Below are 17,817 nucleotides of genomic sequence, written 5' to 3' on the forward strand. Positions count from 1 at the left end.
CACGGTCCTGGTCGACGACGCGGCGGCCTCGCGCCTGCAGCTGGGCGACTACTACCGCCAGACGTACGCGTCCAAGCCCGACTGGCAGGGCCTCTGACCCGACGGGTCGACGACACCTCGCGGGAGCTCCCGCGACACCGAGCCGCCCGTCGGCGCGCGGTCCACGCCCCTGGACCGTGCGTCGGCGGGCTTCGTCGTCTCCCGTCCCCGCGGCCCGTGGTCCGCGCGGCGGGTGTCGCACGGCGCGCGGACCGGCCGCGGCGACGGCCGCCCGACGTGTGGGCGTCGCGACGTAGACTTCACTCCATGATCGAACTCCGCGCGAGCACGCCACCCGGGGGTCCCGAGGACCCGTTCCGGACTCCTGCGACCGAGCCGACGACCGGCACGTCGACCGGGGTGCTCGAGCGCGAGGAGACGCGCGAGCAGACCGAGCCCGGCGACCACGAACGCTTCGCGCACTACGTGCGCAAGGAGAAGATCATGCAGTCGGCGCTCTCCGGCAAGCCGGTGATCGCGCTGTGCGGCAAGGTCTGGGTGCCCGGCCGTGACCCGAACAAGTTCCCCGTGTGCCCCACGTGCAAGGAGATCTACGAGGGACTGCGAGACCCGCAGGACGGCGAGGGTGACTCCGGCAAGTGAGCGCGGAGCACCACACGACGTCCACCGGTCACTCCGCCCCCGACTCCCGTAGCAGGACCTCGCCGCCGGCACCCCAGAGCCCGTCCTCCGCGGCGGCGTCGCACCTCTCGCCGGCGTTCCCGCGGCGCGCCCCGTGGGGCTCGGCGTCCAAGCTGCGCGCCTGGCAGGCCGAGGCGCTCGAGCTGTACCGCACGCGCGCGCCGCGCGACTTCCTCGCCGTCGCGACACCCGGCGCGGGCAAGACGACGTTCGCGCTGCGCGTCGCGACCGAGCTCCTGGAGCAGGGCGTGGTGCGGCGCGTGACCGTCGTCGCCCCGACCGAGCACCTCAAGCACCAGTGGGCCGACGCCGCGGCGCGCGTCGGCATCCGGATCGACCCGAACTTCCGCAACAGCCAGGGCCGGCACGGCGCGCACTACGACGGCGTCGCGCTCACGTACGCGCAGATCGCCGCGAAGCCGGCGCTGCACGCGGCGCGCACGACGGCCGACCGCACGCTCGTCATCCTCGACGAGGTGCACCACGGCGGCGACGCGCTGTCGTGGGGCGACGCGGTGCGTGAGGCCTTCGAGGACGCGACCCGGCGCCTCGCGCTCACGGGCACGCCCTTCCGCTCGGACACCGCGGCCATCCCGTTCGTCGAGTACGAGCGCGGTCCCGACGGCATCCGGCGGTCGCGCGCCGACTACACGTACGGGTACGGCGACGCGCTGCGCGACCACGTCGTGCGGCCGGTGCTGTTCCTGTCCTACTCGGGCAACATGCGCTGGCGCACGAAGGCCGGCGACGAGGTGAGCGCGCGTCTCGGCGAGGCGCTCACCAAGGACATGACGGGCCAGGCGTGGCGCACCGCATTGGACCCGAACGGCGAGTGGATCCCGTCGGTCCTCGCGGCGGCGGACAAGCGGCTGACCGAGGTCCGGCGGGCGATCCCCGACGCGGGCGGCCTCGTCATCGCGACCGACCAGACGGACGCGCGCGCGTACGCGGGCCACCTCGCGCGCATCACCGGGAAGTCGCCGACGGTCGTCCTCTCGGACGACGACGGCGCGAGCAGCCGCATCGAGGAGTTCTCCGACGGCGACGCGCGCTGGATGGTCGCCGTCCGGATGGTGTCGGAGGGCGTCGACGTCCCGCGGCTCGCGGTGGGCGTGTACGCGACCTCGACCGCGACGCCGCTGTTCTTCGCGCAGGCCGTCGGGCGGTTCGTGCGTGCCCGCAAGCGCGGCGAGACGGCGTCGGTGTTCCTGCCCAGCGTGCCGCACCTGCTCGAGCTCGCGAACGGGCTCGAGATCGAGCGCGACCACGCGCTCGACCGGCCACTCACCGCGGAGGAGCAGGGGGAGGGGTTCAACCCCGAGGACGCCCTGCTCGCCGAGGCGAACCGCGAGGACAAGGCGTCGGGCGAGCTCGTCCAGGGCTCGTTCGAGGCGCTCGAGGCCCAGGCGTCGTTCGACCGCGTGCTGTTCGACGGCGGCGAGTTCGGCACGGGCGCGGACGTCGGCTCGGACGAGGAGCTCGACTTCCTCGGGCTGCCCGGCCTGCTCGACGCGGACCAGGTCACGACCCTCCTGCGTCAGCGGCAGGCCGACCAGATGAGCGCGCGCTCGCGCACCACGCAGTCCGCGGAGCGCGAGCGGGCCGAGATGGACCATCGGCGCGCCGCGGAGCTCCGCAAGGAGCTCCAGCAGCTCGTCTCGGCGTGGTCGCGCCGCAGCGGGCAGCCGCACGGGTCGGTGCACACCGAGCTCCGGCGCCGCTGCGGCGGGCCCGAGGTCCCGCTCGCGACGGTCGAGCAGCTCGACGCCCGGGTCGCGACGGTGCGCGGCTGGTTCGTCGGGAAGCGGTAGCCCCCGTGATCTCGGCGGCCGGGCGCGTGCGCCCGGCCGCGACCGGGTCGCGGCCCGGTCGGGGAGTCAGGGCAGCGTGTGCACGACCGTCGGGATCGCCGGGTCGCCGGCGGAGAGGCGGCGCGCGCCGCGGGGCAGCTCGGCGCGGGCCTCGCGGTGGCGGTGCGCGGCGTTCTCCACGCCGTACGACCCGACCCAGCGCGAGTCGACGGCGCCGTCGACGACGAGGGGCACCTGGAGCCGACGCAGGTCGACGTCGTCGGGCTCCCACTCCTGCACGGCGAGGTCGGCACCCGTGACGACGACCTCCTCGACCGCGCGCCCGTCGGCGTCGTAGCGGCGGGCGGCGCACTTGCGGCCGCCCGTGCTCGTCTTGGCGGTGGACGCCTTGGCGACGGGCTGGAGCACGCCGCTGGAGTCGGCGCGGGCGACGAGTTTGTAGACCATGCCGCACGTGGGGGCGCCGGAGCCGGTGACCAGGGAGGTGCCGACGCCGTAGGAGTCGACGGGCGCGGCGGCGAGCGACGCGATGGCGTACTCGTCGAGGTCGGAGGTCACGGTGATCTTCGTGTCGTGCGCGCCGAGGGCGTCGAGCTGGCGGCGCACCTCGACGGCGAGGACGCCGAGGTCGCCGGAGTCGAGCCGCACGGCACCGAGGCGGCCGCCGGCCGCCTCGACGGCGTTCTCGACGCCGCGGCGCACGTCGTAGGTGTCGACGAGCAGCGTGGTGCCGGGGCCGAGGGACGCGACCTGCGACGCGAAGGCGGACCTCTCGTCGTCGTGCAGGAGCGTGAAGGCGTGCGCGGCGGTGCCGATGGTCTCGAGGCCGTACCGGCGGCCCGCCTCGAGGTTCGACGTCCCGGCGAACCCGCCGACGACGGCGGCCCGCGCCGCGGCGACGGCCGCCTGCTCGTGCGCGCGCCGCGCCCCCATCTCGAGGCACGGGCGCTCGACGGCGGCGCTCGTCATGCGGGACGCGGCGGACGCGACGGCCGAGTCGTAGTTGAGGATCGACAGGACGAGGGTCTCGAGCAGCACCGCCTCGGCGAACGTGCCCTCGACCGTCATCACCGGCGACTGGGGGAAGAAGACCTCGCCCTCGGGGTACCCGGTGATCGTCCCGGTGAAGCGGTAGCCGGCGAGGAACTCGAGGGTGCGGTCGTCGACGACGGACTGCGCGTGCAGCCAGTCGAGCTCGGCGGCGGAGAAGCGGAACGACGACAGCGCCTCCAGGACCCGCCCGGTCCCGGCGAGGACGCCGTACCGTCGACCCGGCGGGAGGCGGCGCGTGAAGACCTCGAAGAGGCAGTGCCGGCCCGCGGTGCCGTCGGCGAGCGCCGCCTGGAGCATCGTCAGCTCGTAGCGGTCGGTGAGGAGCGCGGTCGACGCACCGGGCTGGTACGTCGGCTGGTACGACGGCCGCTGCGTCGGCGAGGCGGAGGGGGCAGCGCTGTCGGTCGCGGGGAGGGCGACGCTGCCCGGGTCGGCGAGGCTCATGCGGAATACCGTAGGGCAGCGACCGCCGCGGTGGGCGCCGACAGGCCCGCGAATAGAGTGGTGACGTGAGACCCCACCCCATCTTCACCCGCCCCGCTGCCGCGCGGGCCTCCCTGACCGTGCCCGAGGAGGCGGTCCGCACCGAGGAGGCGACCCGGCTCGACAGCCCGTGGGTCACCCTCGTGTGGAACGACCCGGTCAACCTCATGAGCTACGTCGCGTACGTGTTCGAGTCGTACTTCGGGTACTCCACCGCGCGTGCCCACGAGCTGATGATGCAGGTGCACCAGGAGGGCCGGGCCGTCGTGTCTACGGGTGACCGCGAGCGCATGGAGGTCGACGTGCAGGCGATGCACTCGTTCGGGCTGTGGGCGACGCTCCAGAAGGACGGCGAGCAGTGAGGCCGTTCCGCGCGGAGGCGCACGGGTACGTCGCCGAGCTCGAGCCGTCGGAGCGGATCGTGCTGGCGCAGCTCGCGGGCGACGTCGCGCAGATGCTCCAGGAGGGCGTCCCCGGGCGGGCGTCGGACGCGCCGGGCCGGTCCGCGCCCGACGACGCGTGGTCGCCCCCGGGCTGGACGGGCCCGACGCCCGGTGGCGGCGGGTCGGACGCGACGCCGCCGCCGGACCCGGCCGTGCGCCGTCTGCTCCCGGACGCGTCGGACGACGTCGAGGTGGCGCACGAGTTCCGACGCTTCACGCAGGACGACCTGGCGGCGCGCAAGGTGGGCCGGCTGGTGCTGCTCGGCCGGATGCTCGTGGACTCCGAGCCGGCCGAGGCGGCGCCGTTCGTCGTCGGGCGCGAGGAGGCGCAGGACGTCGCGGGCGCCCTGACCGACGTGCGCCTCGTCCTGGCCGAGCGCCTGGACCTGCGCACGGACGAGCAGGTCGAGGGCCTGTACGACGAGCTGGACCGGGAGGGCGACGACGGCCCGGACGAGGGCGAGGTCGGGGGAGCGCCGCGCCGCTTCCTCGTGAGCGTGTTCCTCCTCACGGGGCTGCTCCAGGAGTCGCTCGTCGACGGCATGCTCGCGGACCTGCGGGCGGGGCGGGGCGGTCCGCGCCCCGGGCCGCGGGGCTGAGCGTGGCGGGGACCTGTGGGCGCTGCCACAGCGGCGTGCGCGTGGTTCGGGGCGCCTGGCGCGGGGCGGCGACAGTAGGCTCGGCCGGGTGAACGACGCTCCCATCGGGATCTTCGACTCGGGCGTGGGTGGCCTGACCGTGGCACGCTCGATCCTCGACCAGCTCCCGAACGAGGCCCTCCTCTACATCGGGGACACCGCAAACAGCCCGTACGGACCGAAGCCGCTCGCGGCGGTCCGGGCGATGGCGCTGGCGATCATGGACCAGCTCGTCGACGACGGCGTGAAGATGCTCGTCATCGCGTGCAACTCCGCCTCGTCCGCGGTGCTGCGCGACGCGCGCGAGCGGTACACGCAGCGCCACGGGCTCCCGGTCGTCGAGGTGATCCTCCCGGCGGCACGTCGGGCCGTGGCCGCGACGCGGTCGGGCCGCATCGGCGTCATCGGGACGCGGGCCACGATCACGTCGCGCTCGTACGAGGACGCGTTCGCCGTGACCCCGGGCCTGACCCTGACGACGCAGGCGTGCCCCGAGTTCGTGCCGCTGGTCGAGCAGGGCGTGACGTCGGGCCCCGAGGTCCTGGAGGTCGCGCACCGCTACCTGGACCCGGTGAAGGCCGCGGGCGTGGACACGCTCGTGCTCGGGTGCACGCACTACCCGCTGCTGACGGGCGCGATCTCGTACGTGATGGGCGACGAGGTCACGCTCGTGTCGAGCGCGGAGGAGACCGCGAAGGACGTGTACCGCACGCTCGTCGCGCACGACCTCGAGCGCTCGCGCGACGCCGGGCCGCCGCGGCACCGGTTCCTCGCGACGGGGAGCGCGGAGCCGTTCGAGCACCTCGCGCGCCGGTTCCTCGGCCCCGAGGTGCTGAGCGTGGAGGCGGCCTGATGCGTCTCGTCACGGTCGGGTGCTCGGGTTCGTTCGCGGGCCCGGCGTCGCCCGCGTCGTCGTACCTGGTCCAGGTCCCGGCCGCAGAGGCCGCGGCCGCGGGGTTCGAGGCGCGCGACTGGAACGTCGTGCTGGACCTGGGCAACGGGTCGCTGGGCGCGCTGCAGCGGTTCGTCGAGCCGCTCGACGTCGACGCCGTGGGACTGTCCCACCTGCACCCCGACCACTTCGTCGACGTGTGCGGCCTGTACGTGTACCTGCGCTACCACCCGGTCCGCGGCTCGACCCGCACGGGCGTGCCGAGCCGGCTCACCGTGCTGGGCCCGGCGGGCACGGCCGCCCGCATCGAGGCGGCGTACGGCGCGGAGCCGGGCGACGGCGTGACGGAGGAGCTCGACGTGCGCACGTGGGAGCCGGGCGCGCCGGTCCGGGTCGGCCCGCTCGTCCTCGAGCCGTACCGCGTGTTCCACCCGGTCGAGGCGTACGGGGTGCGCGTCACCGGGCCGTCCACGCTGCGCCCGGGGGAGAGCGCCGTCCTCGCGTACACGGGGGACACGGACGCGTGCGACGGCGTGGTCGAGCTCGCGCGCGACGCCGACCTGCTCCTGTCGGAGGCGGCGTTCCACGAGGGCCGCGACGACGGCGTCGAGCGGGGCATCCACCTCACGGGGCGACGCGCGGGCGAGGTCGCGACCGCGGCCCGCGCGCGCCGGCTCGTGCTCACGCACCTGCCCGCGTGGAACGACCCCGAGCGCTCGCGCGCCGAGGCGCGGGAGACGTACACCGGCCCGGTCGACGTCGCCACGACGGGCGCGGTCTTCGACCTCTGACCGCTGAGCGCGGGGAGGAGCCGCCGTCGGGCCCGGAAGGCGCAACCATTCCGCGCGCACTCAGCGGTGGGCCGGGGGTCGGTAGGGTGGCGGCATGACCATCCCCTCCTCGTCTCCGGGCACGGCCGCGCCCCTCCGCGCCGACGGCCGCACGCCCGACCAGCTCCGCCCCGTGACCATCACCCGCCACTGGCTCGACCAGGCCGAGGGCAGCGTGCTCGTCGAGTTCGGCCGCACGCGCGTGCTGTGCGCGGCGTCGTTCACCGAGGGCGTGCCGCGCTGGCGCAAGGGGTCGGGCGAGGGCTGGGTCACCGCCGAGTACGCGATGCTGCCGCGCGCGACGAACGAGCGCAGCCAGCGCGAGTCGGTCAAGGGCAAGATCGGCGGGCGCACGCACGAGATCTCGCGCCTCATCGGCCGGTCCCTGCGCGCGATCATCGACGTCTCCGCGCTCGGCGAGAACACGATCGTGCTCGACTGCGACGTCCTCCAGGCCGACGGCGGCACGCGCACCGCCGCGATCACCGGCGCCTACGTCGCGCTCGCCGACGCCGTCGCGTGGGGCCAGCGGCACGGCCACATCAAGGGCGGCAAGCCCGTGCTGACCGACTCCGTCGCGGCCGTGAGCGTCGGGATCATCGACGGCACGCCCATGCTCGACCTCCCGTACGTCGAGGACGTCCGTGCCGAGACGGACATGAACGTCGTCGTCACGGGCTCCGGGACGTTCGTCGAGGTGCAGGGCACCGCGGAGCACGCCCCGTTCGACCGCGCCGAGCTCGACGCGCTGCTCGACCTCGCGGTGGCCGGCACCGCCGACCTCACGGCGGTCCAGCGCGCGGCGCTCGCGGCGGACCCGCGGTGAGCGGCACGCCCGAGGCGACCGGCGTCGTCGTGCCCGACGGCGCGCGACTCGTCCTCGCGACGCACAACCCGGGCAAGATCGCCGAGCTGCGCGCGATCCTCGCGGCCGAGCTCGACGCGCACCCGGGGCTCGAGCTCGCGCCCGAGGCGATCGTCGGCGCGGGCGACGTCGGCGCGCCCGAGCCCGTCGAGGACGGCGTGACGTTCGCCGAGAACGCGCTCATCAAGGCGCGCGCCCTCGTCGCGGCCACCGGGCTGCCGGCCGTCGCGGACGACTCCGGTCTCGCCGTCGACGTGCTGGGCGGCGCACCCGGGATCTTCTCGGCGCGCTGGGCGGGGCGGCACGGCGACGACGTCGCGAACCTCGAGCTCCTGCTCGCGCAGCTCGGCGACGTGCGTGCGGAGCACCGCGCGGCCGGTTTCGTGTGCGCGGCGGCGCTCGTCACGCCCGACGGCACCGAGGTCGTGCGGACGGGGGAGATGCGGGGAACCCTGCTCACCGCGCCGCGCGGCGCGAACGGGTTCGGCTACGACCCGATCCTCCTGCCGGACGAGCAGCCCGGTGCGGGGACGGCCCGCTCCGCGGCCGAGCTGAGCCCGGCGGAGAAGAACGCGATCAGCCACCGCGGCAAGGCGTTCCGCGCTCTCGCGCCGGACGTCGTCGCGGCGCTCTCAGCGCGGTAGGGGGCGGCCGGCGAGCTCGCGCTCGCGGCGTCGGCGGTCGCCCGGCCGCAGGACGCCGACGAGCGCGACCACGCCGCGCCAGCCGAGCATCGTCACGGCGAGGAACCCGAACGACACGAGCTGGAAGGCCGGGGCCACGCCCTGGTCGGTGAGCACGCGCAGCAGGACGCCCAGCGCCCACGTGCAGCCCCAGACGACCACGCCCGTCGGCCACAGGGCCCACGGCCGACGCCACGCGCGCGTGACGAGCCAGCCCAGCGCGGCGCCCGCGGCGAACGGCCACGCCACGACGAGCAGCCGCGTCAGACCCTCGTCGGCGGAGTGCGTCGCGAGGCCGCCGGTCGCCAGCGCGAGGACGCACGCGACGTCGGCGAGCGCGGCGAGCACGACGAGCCCGGGGCGACGAGTGCGCGGTCCGGTGGGCGCGAGGTCGGTCATGCTCCCGACGGTACCCCGCCCGCGGGACCGTCCCCGCACGGCCCGGACCGGCCCTGGCGGGTCGATCCCGGGACGCGGAGGGTCGATCCCCAGGAACATAGGGTGGTCCCCGTGCACCTCGCCGCCGACGACCTCGCCTTCGCCTACCCCGGACGCCCCGTCCTCGACGGGGTCGGGCTGCGCGTCGCCGCGGGGACGCGGCTCGGGGTCGTGGGGGAGAACGGCACGGGCAAGTCGACGCTCCTGCACGTGCTCTCCGGCGACCTCGCGCCCGGCCGCGGGGAGGTGCGCCGCGCGGGCTCGCTCGCGCTCGTCGAGCAGGAGCTCGCGATCGCGCCGGGCCAGACGGTCGGCACGCTCGTCGCCGCGACGCTGAGCGGGCTGCGGGCGGTCGCCGCCGAGCTCGAGGCGGCGGCCCGGGACTTCGACCACGAGGCGGGCGACCTCGCCGAGCTCACGGAGATCCTCGCCCGCGCCGAGCACCTCGCCGTGTGGGACGCGGACCGCCGGGTCGACGTCGCGCTCTCGCGCCTCGGCGCGTGCCGCGACCGGGACCGCGAGCTCGCGACCCTGTCCGTCGGCGAGCGCTACCGCGTGCGGCTCGCGTGCCGGCTGGCCGAGCGCGCCGACCTGCTCCTCCTCGACGAGCCGACCAACCACCTCGACACCGGCGGGATCGACTTCCTCACCGGCGAGCTCGTCGCGTGGCGCGGCGGCGTGGTGATGGTCACGCACGACCGCCAGCTGCTCGACGACGTCGCGACCGAGATCCTCGACCTCGACCCGGCGATGGACGGGAAGCCGGTGCTGTACGGGCAGCCGGGCTACCTCTCCTACCGGTTCGCGAAGAACCAGGCGCTGCACCGCTGGCGGCAGCGGTTCCGGGCGGAGCAGAAGCGCGCGGAGAAGCTCGCGGCGGTCCTCGACGCGTCGTACGAGGGGCTGTCCGACGAGTGGCGCCCGCCCAAGGGCAGCCAGAAGCACCGCCGCGCGACGCGCGCCCGGATCCACGTCAAGGCCGCGGACCGGCGCCTCCAGCAGCTCGAGGCCGAGGCCGTCGAGGTGCCCGTGCCGCCCCTCCAGCTCGTCTTCCCCGAGCTCCCCGCGATGTCGCCGGGCTGGGAGCCGGGCGACCCGGTGCTCGAGCTGCGCAGCCCGCGCGTCGGGCCCGACGGCGGAGCGCGCCTCGACCTGCCCGGGACCCGGGTCGCGCTCCCTCCCTCGGGGCGTCTGCTCGTGACCGGGCCGAACGGCAGCGGCAAGTCGACGTTCCTCGCCGCGCTCGCGGGCCTGGTGCCGCTCGACCGCGGCACCCGGTCCGTCGTCGACGGCGCGCGGCTGGGCGTCGTCGCGCAGGAGGGCCCGGCGCTGCCCCCGGAGGCGGAGGACCGCACCGGGTTCGACGAGTACGCGCGCGAGGCGCTCGACCTGCTCGACGCGGGCCGCCTCGACCCCGAGCACCTCGTCCCCGTCGCGTTCCTGGGCCTGCTCACGGAGGAGGACCTGGAGCGGCCGCTGCGCGAGCTGTCCGCGGGGCAGCGCCGGCGGTTCGACCTCGCCCGCGCGCTCCTCGCGGCGCCGCACGTGCTGGTCCTCGACGAGCCGACCAACCACCTGTCGATCGACCTCGTCGACGAGCTCACCCAGGCGCTGCGCGTCACGCCCGCGGCGGTCGTCGTGGCGACGCACGACCGCCGCATGCGCGAGGACCTCGACGACTGGCCCCGGCTCGAGCTCGGCTGACCCGCGGCGCCCTCAGCGCCGGACCGGCCGGAGCGTCGTGGCCAGGGGGCGGGCGGGCCCGGCTGGTCAGCGGCCCTCGGCCGGGCTCTCCGCCGGGACGAGCACCTTGCCCAGCGCGCGACCCCACGCGCGCGCCCGGTCGAGCTCGCCGTCGTCCAGGGGTCCCTCGACGTCGCCGACGTAGAACGACGCGGACGGGACGACGAGCCGGAACCCCGCGCGGCGCATCGCCCTGGCGGCGCCGCGGGCTGCCGAGCCCGGGAGCGAGCGGACCTTCGTCGCGCGCGTGTCGAACGTCGCGGCGAGCCGCCCCTCCTCCTGTGGCGGGAGGGACTCCACCCACTCGCGCAGCCCGGTGGCCCGGTCGGAGACCGGGCCCGTCGCGCGCTGCACCGCCTCGGCGCGGGTCGCGGGGCGCGTCATGCCCAGGGCGTGCGTCGGGCCGCCGGCGACCACCAGCTGCACGTGGCGCAGGGCGTCCGGGTGGGCGGCCGGGTCGGTCACGTCGACGACCTCGACGCGCACCGTCTCGCACAGCCCCTCCGCGATGGCCTGCGCGACGCGTTCGCTGTTGCCGTACATCGACTCGTAGACCACTGCGGCGTCCATCGCGCTCACCCCTTCGTCGACCGCCCGTCCGGACCGGACGGGTCCCCTCCCTCCAGCGTCCGGCTCCGAGGGCGCGAGGCCCAGGGCCGACGGGAACGAGCGTGCGGGCCCTTGGTCCCGGGCGCACTGCCGGGGCGCGAGAGGGTCAGGGCGCGGGGCGCAGGCGGGAGTCGACGAGACGCACCACCCACGCGAGGGCGAGGAAGACGACCGCCACGACGGTGGTGTTGACGAGCGCCCGGCCGAGGCCGAGCTCGCCCACGTCGAGGAACGGGTAGGGGTACCAGCCGACGACGGCGCCCCGGACGAACGTGTACGCGATCCACGCGAGCGGGTACGCGACGGACCACCAGACCGTCGCGGCGTCGACCCGCGGGCGCGGGCCCACGAGTCCCCACGCGGCCACCGCGAGCAGCGGCGCGACGAGGTGCAGCAGGAGGTTCGAGACCTGGCCGGCGCTCGTCAGGTCCTGCAGACCGCGCAGCACGGTGTTGTAGACGATCCCGGTCACCGCGATGCACAGCAGCGCGTCGAGGCGCGCGACGCGGAAGACGGTCCCGTCGCGCGCGGGTCGCGCCGCGAGCAGGACGGAGACGACCCCGACGAGCAGGTTCGACTGGATCGTGAAGTAGGAGACCAGGCGCACGAGGCGCTCGGCCTGGCTCGGGGCCGTGCCGGGACCGTCGACGAGCGCGATCGCGACCTCCAGGACGACGCCCGTGAGCGCCGCGACGGCGACGAGCGCGTGCAGGGTGCGGGCCACGACGTGCCGGCCCGCGTCGACCCGGACGCCTGGCGCGTCGGTCACGGCAGGCGGCCGACGTACGCCATCGCCTGGCGCAGCAGCACCCCCTGGCCGCCGCGCATCTCGAGCTGGACCTCGTCGCTGCACGCCTGCTCGGGCGTGAGCCACGCGAGCTCGAGGGCGTTCTGCTGCGGCCGGCAGTCGCCCGTCACCGGCACGACGTACGCGAGCGAGACCGCGTGCTGGCGGGGGTCGTGGTAGGACGTGATGCCCGGCGTCGGGAAGTACTCGGCGACCGTGAAGGGCTGCGGGGACGCGGGCACCTGCGGCAGCGCGACCGGGCCGAGGTCCTTCTCGATGTGGCGCAGCAGCGCGTCGCGGATGCGCTCGTGGAACATGACCCGCCCGGAGACGAGGGCCCGCGTCATCATGCCCTCGGGCGTCACGCGCAGCAGGAGCCCGACCGCGACCACGTCGCCCGAGTCGTCGACCCGGACGGGGACGGCGTCGACGTAGACGAGCGGGAGCTGGGCGCGCGCGACCGCGATCTCCTCGGCGCTGAGCCAGCCCGCGGGGCGCGGGTTGTCGTGGGAGAAGTCGTCGGGCGGGAAGTCGGCGGTGTCGGTCACGCGACTGTTCTACCCCGAGCGGTGCGGCGGGGCGAGTCCGCCCCGGGCGCCACTGCCCGGTCGTGCGGCCTTCACGCGGTGCCGGGCGCCTCGGCGTGCGGCTCGGAGACGCGCGCCACGATCTCGACGAGCGCCTGCTCCGCGACCGGTGCGGGCAGCACCTCCATGAGGGCCATGAGCGGGGCGAGGCGGTCGGGCAGGACCGACGCGCGCGGCCCCCGGTCGTCGTCGCCCTCGGGCCCGCCGTCGTCCGCGGCGAGCACCCCGACGAGCGCGCCCCACATCTCGTCGGCGGTGGGGGCGTCGGCCCTCGGTGCGAACTCACCGGCGAGCGCGGCGAGCACCCCGCTCACGTCGGGGCGCCCGGCGCCGCGGACGGCGTCGGCGCCCGCGCCGAGCGCGGCGACGAGGCCGTCGAGACCGGCCTCGGTGACGGGCGTGATGGTGAGGTGGGTCGTGTGCGGCAGGCGCGTGCCGTCGTCCTGCACGAGCCCCGGCTGCGGCTGGAGCACCCACCCGAGGGACCGGACGGCGTCGGCCCACAGGTGCGGGTCGACGCGCCGCTCGGGCGGCACGGACTCGTCGGTCGCCACGGCGACGAGCGGGCCGGTGGGGCGGCCGACGACGCGGAGCCCGTCGATCGCGTCCACCGCCGCGCGCAGGGCGTAGGTCGCGCGCACGCACCGCGCGGTGAGGGCCGTGTACCCCGCGGTGCCGAGGGCCTGGCTCACGGCCCACGCCGCGGCGAGCGGCGCGGCGGATCGCGACCCGGACAGCGTCGGGTTGACGACCGGGTACCCCGGCCAGCCCGTCGTCGCGAAGAACTGCCGGCGCTGGCGGTCGCGCCCGCGCACGAGCAGGACGGACGCGCCCTTGGGCGCGTAGCCGTACTTGTGCACGTCCGCGGAGATGCTCGTCACGCCCGGCACGGAGAAGTCGAACGGCGGCACCTCCTCGCCCCCGGCCGCGGCCCAGAACGGCAGCACCCAGCCGCCGACGCACGCGTCCACGTGCACGGGCACGCCGCGCGCGGCGGCGGCCTCGGCGACCTCGGCGACCGGGTCGACGACGCCGTGCGGGTACGACGGCGCGGACACGACGACGAGCGCGGCGTCGTCGGCGTCGAGCGCCGCGACGAGGTCGGCGGCGGCGGGCGTCCCCGTCGCCGGGTCGACGGGGACGAGCGTGAGGTCCACGTCGAGGTGCTGCGCGGCCTTGCGGAACGCGGCGTGCACGCTCACGGGGGCCACGACGCGGGGGCGCACGTCCGGGTGCGCGGCGCGGAACGCCTCGCGCGCGATCTTCACCGCGAGCAGGCAGCTCTCCGTCCCGCCGGACGTCACCGAGCCCACGACGGCGTCGGGCCCGTCGGCCGGCCCGTGCAGCATCGTGCGTGCGAACCCGAGGAGCTCGCCCTCCATGACGGCGACCGACGTGAACGTCGTGGGGTCGAGCCCGTTGACCGGCTGGACGGCGCGCGCGGCGGCGGCGGCGAGCTCGTCGAGCTCGGCGAGACCGGGGTCGTAGACGTAGGACAGGACGCGTCCGCCGTGCGTCGGGGCGTCGGCCGCGCGGAGCGCGGCGAGCCGGTCGAGGATCCCGTCGGTGCGCAGCGGCACCGCGTCGGCGGGCCGCGGCAGGGCGCCGGGGGCGGTCGATCCCGTGTCAGTCACGGGCTCGGTCGGTCGGGGCGTGGTCACGCGGCAGCTCCGGTGCTGTGTCGTCGATGTCCCCCCTGCGCAGACCGTATCGCACGAGCGGGACGAGGCTCAGCAGGACGAGCGCGGCGGGCACGACCGAGAAGGAGAGCGCGATCCCGTCCACCGCGGCGGCCGGCTGCGCGACCGTCTCGCCCGCCCGCGTGGACACGTACCCGGTGATCCCGAGGACGAGCGAGAGCACCGCGGCGCCGAGCGCCATGCCCGTCGTCTCGCCCGCCGTCCACACGCCGCCGAAGGCGCCGCCGCGGCCCTCGCCGTGCGTCCGCGCGTCGTGCGCGATGGCGTCGGGGAGCATCGCGAGCGGCAGCGCCTGCATGCCCGCGTACGCGACGCCGGCGAGCGCGGTGGGGACGTAGACCCACGCACCGGGTGCCCACACGAGCGGGACCATCCCGAGCGCAGCGACCGCGAACATCACGGTCGCGACGACGAACCCGCGCTCCTTGCCGTCGCGGCGCGCGAGCCGGGTCCACAGCGGCATGCAGAGCAGCGCGGGCGCGACGAGCGCCGCGAAGAGGTAGCTGACGGCCGCCTCGTCGCGCAGCACGTACCGCGCGACGTACGCCGCCCCCGCGAGCATGAGTCCCGTCGCGACGGCCTGGAGCACGAACGCGGCGAGCAGCGTGCGGAACGGGCGCGAGCGGCGCAGGGCGTCGACCGCCTCACGCACGGCGAGGGTCCAGGCGCGCGACGCCGAGGCCGGCGCCGTCGAGCCCGTGGCGGTCCCGGGTGAGGCGGTGGTCGCTCCGGCCGAGGCCGTGGTCGTGCCGGCCGGGGGAGCGGGCGTGCCGGCGCCGCGGGGTGCCCGCGGCGCGACCCGCGCGGCGACGAGCATCCCGGCACCGATGACGACACCCGACACGACGCCCATGACGAGGTACCCCGTCGTCGAGTCCCCGCCTCCGCGCAGCGCCGGTCCGCCCGCCCCGAACAGGAGGATCGCGAACGCGAGCGTCGCGACGCGCCACGCGAGCAGGCGGGTGCGGCCGTCGTACGTGGGGTCGAGCTCCGCGGGGAGCGCGATGTACGGCACCTGGAACAGCGAGAACGCGGTCGCGGCGAGCAGGAACGCGACGAGCACCCAGATCGCGGCGGCGGTCGGCCCGGCGGCCGCCGGGACGGCGAACGTCAGCGCGAAGAGGACGGGCAGCGTGAGGGCGCCCAGGGTCATGAAGCGACGGCGCGACCCGGTGCGGGCCAGGTCGCGGTCCGACCCGTAGCCGATGAACGGGTCGACCACGACGTCCCACACCTTGGCGCCCGTGACGATGAGCCCGGCGACCGCCGCCGGCACCGCGAGCGCGTCGGTGAGGTACACGAGCAGGACCAGGGCGGGGAGGGTGCCGAACCCGCCGGTGCCGACGGACCCGGCGGCGTAGCCCGCGATCGTGGTGCGCGAGAGCCGGTGCGCGGTGGTGTCGTGCGTCACAGGGGCAGCGTAGAGGGTGCGCGGGCCGGGCCTGCGCGGTCGTGCGCGGGGAATACTCCGGGCAAGGTGTGTGCTCTACGTAGCAGACCCCCAAGCCCCCAGGAGGAACATCCATGGCCACGCAGACGCTCACCGAGTCCACGTTCGAGCAGACGATCAAGGAGAACGACATCGTCCTGGTCGACTTCTGGGCCGACTGGTGCGGTCCGTGCAAGATGTTCGCGCCCGTCTTCGAGGCGTCGTCGGAGGAGAACCCGGACGTCGTGCACGGCAAGATCGACACGGAGGCCGAGCGCGGCCTGGCCGCCGCCGCCAACATCACGTCGATCCCGACGCTCATGGCGTTCCGCGAGGGCATCCTCGTGTTCTCCCAGCCCGGCGCGCTCCCGGCCCCGGCGCTCAAGCAGGTCGTCGACGCCGTGAAGGGCCTCGACATGGAGGACGTGCGTCGTCAGATCGCCGCGGCGAGCGACGGCTCCCCGGCGCAGGACGCCTGAGCCTGCACGACACCACGACGGCCCGGCACCCTCGGAGGGTGCCGGGCCGTCGTCGTGTCGTGGGCCGTCTCGCGCGCAGGCGCTGCGTGGCAGGTGTGGGAGCCGGTGCCCGTACCGGCAGGGGGCAAGTGGTGCGGGCACCGGCTCTGCCACCACGGTAGACACCGAACTGGACGGTCGTCCAGATCGGGTGCGGGTGAATCTGGCACATGCTGCGAGAGCGGGACGGTCGTGTCCGGATCGTTACTTGTACAGGCGTCACACTTCGGACGTTCGGCCTTCTCTCAGGGTGCTGGCCCGTGTCGAACGGGCCCTCGACCCGATGTGAGGAAGTATGAGCACGCCCGAACTACCCGTTCCGCCGCCGCCCCCGCCGGCGACACCAGCTCGATCGAAGGGCGGTAGCGCCCGCGCGTACGTCAGCGCGAACCGGACTCTCCTGATCGTGATCGCCGCGCTCGCCATCTTGCTGCTGGGTGCTGCGGTCGCATGGGTTGCACAGCATCAGGTCACGGTGAACGAGGCGCAGAAGGTGCTTGACCTGCGTGAGACGCGGGATGAGCTCGAGGGCAAGCTGTCCATCGCCCAGGACAGGCTTGCGGAGGTCTCCTCGGAGAACGAGGACCGTAAGTCGCGGGAGGCTGATCTGGCCGCGGCGGAAGCCGCCGTCGCGAAGCGGGAGAACGAGGTCGGGACACGCGAGGCCGCGGTGTCCGCGACCGAGCAGCAGGTTGCCGCGACAACGATCAAGCCCGGGCGCTGGACCGTGGGCGTGGACATCGAGCCCGGTTCGTACCGTGTCTCCGAGCCTGTCGTCGGCACGCGCTGCTACTGGAAGATCTCGGTGACGGGCTCGAACGGGGACGACATCGTGTCCAACGACTTCGGCACGCAGGGTAACCACACCGTGACGCTGTCGAATGGGCAGGACTTCGAGTCGTCCGACTGCGGATCGTGGGTGAAGCAGTGACTGTGCCCGGGTCGGACCAGCCCAGGGCTGAGACCCCAGTCGCCACGACGGAGACTACGAGCAGGTCGGAGGTCACGGCACCTCCCGCGTCATCCCAGCGCCGCCCGGGCTGGGTGCTTCCGGCAGTCACGGGCGTCGTGGGGCTGGTGACAGGCGTGATCGCCACGCTCGGGGTGACGTCAGCACAAGATGCTGCCGAGGAGCGAGCCGAAGCAGATGCAGCGGCAGCCGCCGAGGCAGCGGAGCAGGCTGTGCTGAAGGACGCGATGGCCGCGTGCGGGATCGACGACGGCGAGCCCGGGATCCGCGTCGGCGACGCGGGGCGCACCCTGACCGTGGACCACCAGGGAGACGACGATCTCGAGGGAGCGTCGTCAGAGGACCTGTTCTGCATCGTCGAAGCCCTGGATACCCCCAGCTCGGTGGTGTCGCACATGGAGCAGACGACATCGATGGATGGCCGACAGACGGAGTCGTGGGAGAACGTCACGGTGTCGTGGTCGTACCACCCGGATCGTGGGATGGACTCTGTCTTCACGGTCGAGTAGCCGATCCCTGGGGGCGAGCCGTTTTCGGCTTGCCCCCAGGGGTGCTCTCAGTGCCTCGTCCGTAGGCGCTCTCTCCGGTGCCGCAGAACCGCGAGACGGCCGACGGGCGGGGGGATGGTGACGGAGGCGACGGCGGTGTCCAGTAGGT

The 17,817-nt window shown here is 75.0% G+C and carries 19 protein-coding genes and 1 pseudogene; 13 read left to right on the forward strand and 7 right to left on the reverse strand.

The window, feature by feature from the left end:
- From BXA05_RS20605 to BXA05_RS18365, 3 genes and pseudogenes are all read left to right on the forward strand, one after another.
- Positions 1 to 97, forward strand: a pseudogene (locus BXA05_RS20605) (glucosamine-6-phosphate deaminase); the annotation flags it as partial.
- Positions 98 to 306: 209 nt separating this feature from the next.
- Entirely contained in the window at positions 307 to 642 is a 336-nt protein-coding gene (locus tag BXA05_RS18360) for a DUF3039 domain-containing protein (RefSeq protein ID WP_021482851.1), read from the forward strand.
- Complete coding sequence (locus BXA05_RS18365; protein ID WP_043652576.1) at positions 639 to 2,492, forward strand: DEAD/DEAH box helicase; 1,854 nt, start codon at positions 639 to 641, stop codon at positions 2,490 to 2,492. The genes BXA05_RS18360 and BXA05_RS18365 overlap by 4 nt, the downstream gene beginning before the upstream one ends.
- A gap of 66 nt (positions 2,493 to 2,558) precedes the next feature.
- Here the strand turns inward: BXA05_RS18365 and BXA05_RS18370 are convergent, their stop codons facing one another.
- Positions 2,559 to 3,989 (reverse strand): nicotinate phosphoribosyltransferase, encoded by a 1,431-nt coding sequence (locus tag BXA05_RS18370; protein ID WP_076406629.1) that lies wholly within the window; start codon positions 3,987 to 3,989, stop codon positions 2,559 to 2,561.
- A 113-nt stretch (positions 3,990 to 4,102) separates the two neighbouring features.
- Between BXA05_RS18370 and clpS the strand changes: the two genes are divergently transcribed.
- The 6 genes from clpS to rdgB all read left to right on the forward strand — a co-directional run bounded on the left by clpS (position 4,103) and on the right by rdgB (position 8,340).
- Positions 4,103 to 4,390, forward strand: a complete 288-nt coding sequence (clpS, locus tag BXA05_RS18375) for an ATP-dependent Clp protease adapter ClpS (RefSeq protein WP_206154435.1) — start codon at positions 4,103 to 4,105, stop codon at positions 4,388 to 4,390.
- A complete protein-coding gene (locus BXA05_RS18380; RefSeq protein ID WP_076406632.1) occupies positions 4,387 to 5,070 on the forward strand; it encodes a DUF2017 family protein in 684 nt (227 codons plus the stop codon). Before clpS ends, BXA05_RS18380 begins: the two co-directional genes overlap by 4 nt.
- Before the next feature lie 88 nt (positions 5,071 to 5,158).
- A complete protein-coding gene (murI, locus tag BXA05_RS18385) occupies positions 5,159 to 5,962 on the forward strand; it encodes a glutamate racemase (protein ID WP_031316087.1) in 804 nt (267 codons plus the stop codon).
- A complete protein-coding gene (locus BXA05_RS18390; protein ID WP_076406634.1) occupies positions 5,962 to 6,792 on the forward strand; it encodes an MBL fold metallo-hydrolase in 831 nt (276 codons plus the stop codon). The genes murI and BXA05_RS18390 overlap by 1 nt, the downstream gene beginning before the upstream one ends.
- Before the next feature lie 94 nt (positions 6,793 to 6,886).
- On the forward strand, positions 6,887 to 7,657 hold the full coding sequence (gene rph, locus BXA05_RS18395; RefSeq protein WP_076406635.1) for a ribonuclease PH: 771 nt from the start codon (positions 6,887 to 6,889) through the stop codon (positions 7,655 to 7,657).
- A complete protein-coding gene (gene rdgB / locus BXA05_RS18400; RefSeq protein ID WP_061268533.1) occupies positions 7,654 to 8,340 on the forward strand; it encodes an RdgB/HAM1 family non-canonical purine NTP pyrophosphatase in 687 nt (228 codons plus the stop codon). Before rph ends, rdgB begins: the two co-directional genes overlap by 4 nt.
- Here rdgB and BXA05_RS18405 read toward each other — a convergent pair.
- On the reverse strand, positions 8,329 to 8,778 hold the full coding sequence (locus BXA05_RS18405) for a DUF3054 domain-containing protein (protein WP_076406637.1): 450 nt from the start codon (positions 8,776 to 8,778) through the stop codon (positions 8,329 to 8,331). The two genes, rdgB and BXA05_RS18405, sit on opposite strands and share 12 nt — an antisense overlap.
- Before the next feature lie 111 nt (positions 8,779 to 8,889).
- Here BXA05_RS18405 and BXA05_RS18410 point away from each other — a divergent pair, with 111 nt between their 5' ends.
- On the forward strand, positions 8,890 to 10,521 hold the full coding sequence (locus BXA05_RS18410) for an ABC-F family ATP-binding cassette domain-containing protein (protein WP_076406718.1): 1,632 nt from the start codon (positions 8,890 to 8,892) through the stop codon (positions 10,519 to 10,521).
- Positions 10,522 to 10,587: 66 nt separating this feature from the next.
- Here BXA05_RS18410 and BXA05_RS18415 read toward each other — a convergent pair whose 3' ends face one another.
- From BXA05_RS18415 to BXA05_RS18435, 5 genes are all read right to left on the reverse strand, one after another.
- The gene (locus tag BXA05_RS18415) at positions 10,588 to 11,130 is read right to left on the reverse strand and encodes a flavodoxin domain-containing protein (RefSeq protein WP_034655787.1); all 543 of its coding nucleotides are present in this window, start codon (positions 11,128 to 11,130) and stop codon (positions 10,588 to 10,590) included.
- 145 nt (positions 11,131 to 11,275) lie between these two features.
- Positions 11,276 to 11,938, reverse strand: coding sequence for a Pr6Pr family membrane protein (locus BXA05_RS18420; protein WP_083712031.1), 663 nt, complete (start codon positions 11,936 to 11,938; stop codon positions 11,276 to 11,278).
- Complete coding sequence (locus tag BXA05_RS18425) at positions 11,935 to 12,504, reverse strand: NUDIX hydrolase family protein (protein ID WP_009863909.1); 570 nt, start codon at positions 12,502 to 12,504, stop codon at positions 11,935 to 11,937. The genes BXA05_RS18420 and BXA05_RS18425 overlap by 4 nt, the downstream gene beginning before the upstream one ends.
- 71 nt (positions 12,505 to 12,575) lie before the next feature.
- The gene (locus tag BXA05_RS18430; RefSeq protein ID WP_338077569.1) at positions 12,576 to 14,177 is read right to left on the reverse strand and encodes a pyridoxal phosphate-dependent decarboxylase family protein; all 1,602 of its coding nucleotides are present in this window, start codon (positions 14,175 to 14,177) and stop codon (positions 12,576 to 12,578) included.
- Positions 14,170 to 15,654: an MFS transporter gene (locus BXA05_RS18435; RefSeq protein ID WP_076406638.1), complete on the reverse strand. Its 1,485-nt coding sequence runs from the start codon at positions 15,652 to 15,654 to the stop codon at positions 14,170 to 14,172. Before BXA05_RS18435 ends, BXA05_RS18430 begins: the two co-directional genes overlap by 8 nt.
- A gap of 113 nt (positions 15,655 to 15,767) precedes the next feature.
- Here BXA05_RS18435 and trxA point away from each other — a divergent pair, with 113 nt between their 5' ends.
- The 3 genes from trxA to BXA05_RS18450 all read left to right on the forward strand — a co-directional run bounded on the left by trxA (position 15,768) and on the right by BXA05_RS18450 (position 17,669).
- Positions 15,768 to 16,151, forward strand: a complete 384-nt coding sequence (trxA, locus tag BXA05_RS18440) for a thioredoxin (protein ID WP_021482401.1) — start codon at positions 15,768 to 15,770, stop codon at positions 16,149 to 16,151.
- A 445-nt stretch (positions 16,152 to 16,596) separates the two neighbouring features.
- The gene (locus tag BXA05_RS18445; RefSeq protein WP_076406640.1) at positions 16,597 to 17,121 is read left to right on the forward strand and encodes an Rv1352/Rv1906c domain-containing protein; all 525 of its coding nucleotides are present in this window, start codon (positions 16,597 to 16,599) and stop codon (positions 17,119 to 17,121) included.
- Positions 17,122 to 17,276: 155 nt separating this feature from the next.
- The gene (locus BXA05_RS18450) at positions 17,277 to 17,669 is read left to right on the forward strand and encodes a hypothetical protein (protein WP_143311209.1); all 393 of its coding nucleotides are present in this window, start codon (positions 17,277 to 17,279) and stop codon (positions 17,667 to 17,669) included.
- Positions 17,670 to 17,817: the final 148 nt, after the last annotated feature.

The sequence above is a fragment of the Cellulosimicrobium funkei genome (assembly GCF_900155925.1).
Lineage (GTDB): Bacteria > Actinomycetota > Actinomycetes > Actinomycetales > Cellulomonadaceae > Cellulosimicrobium > Cellulosimicrobium funkei.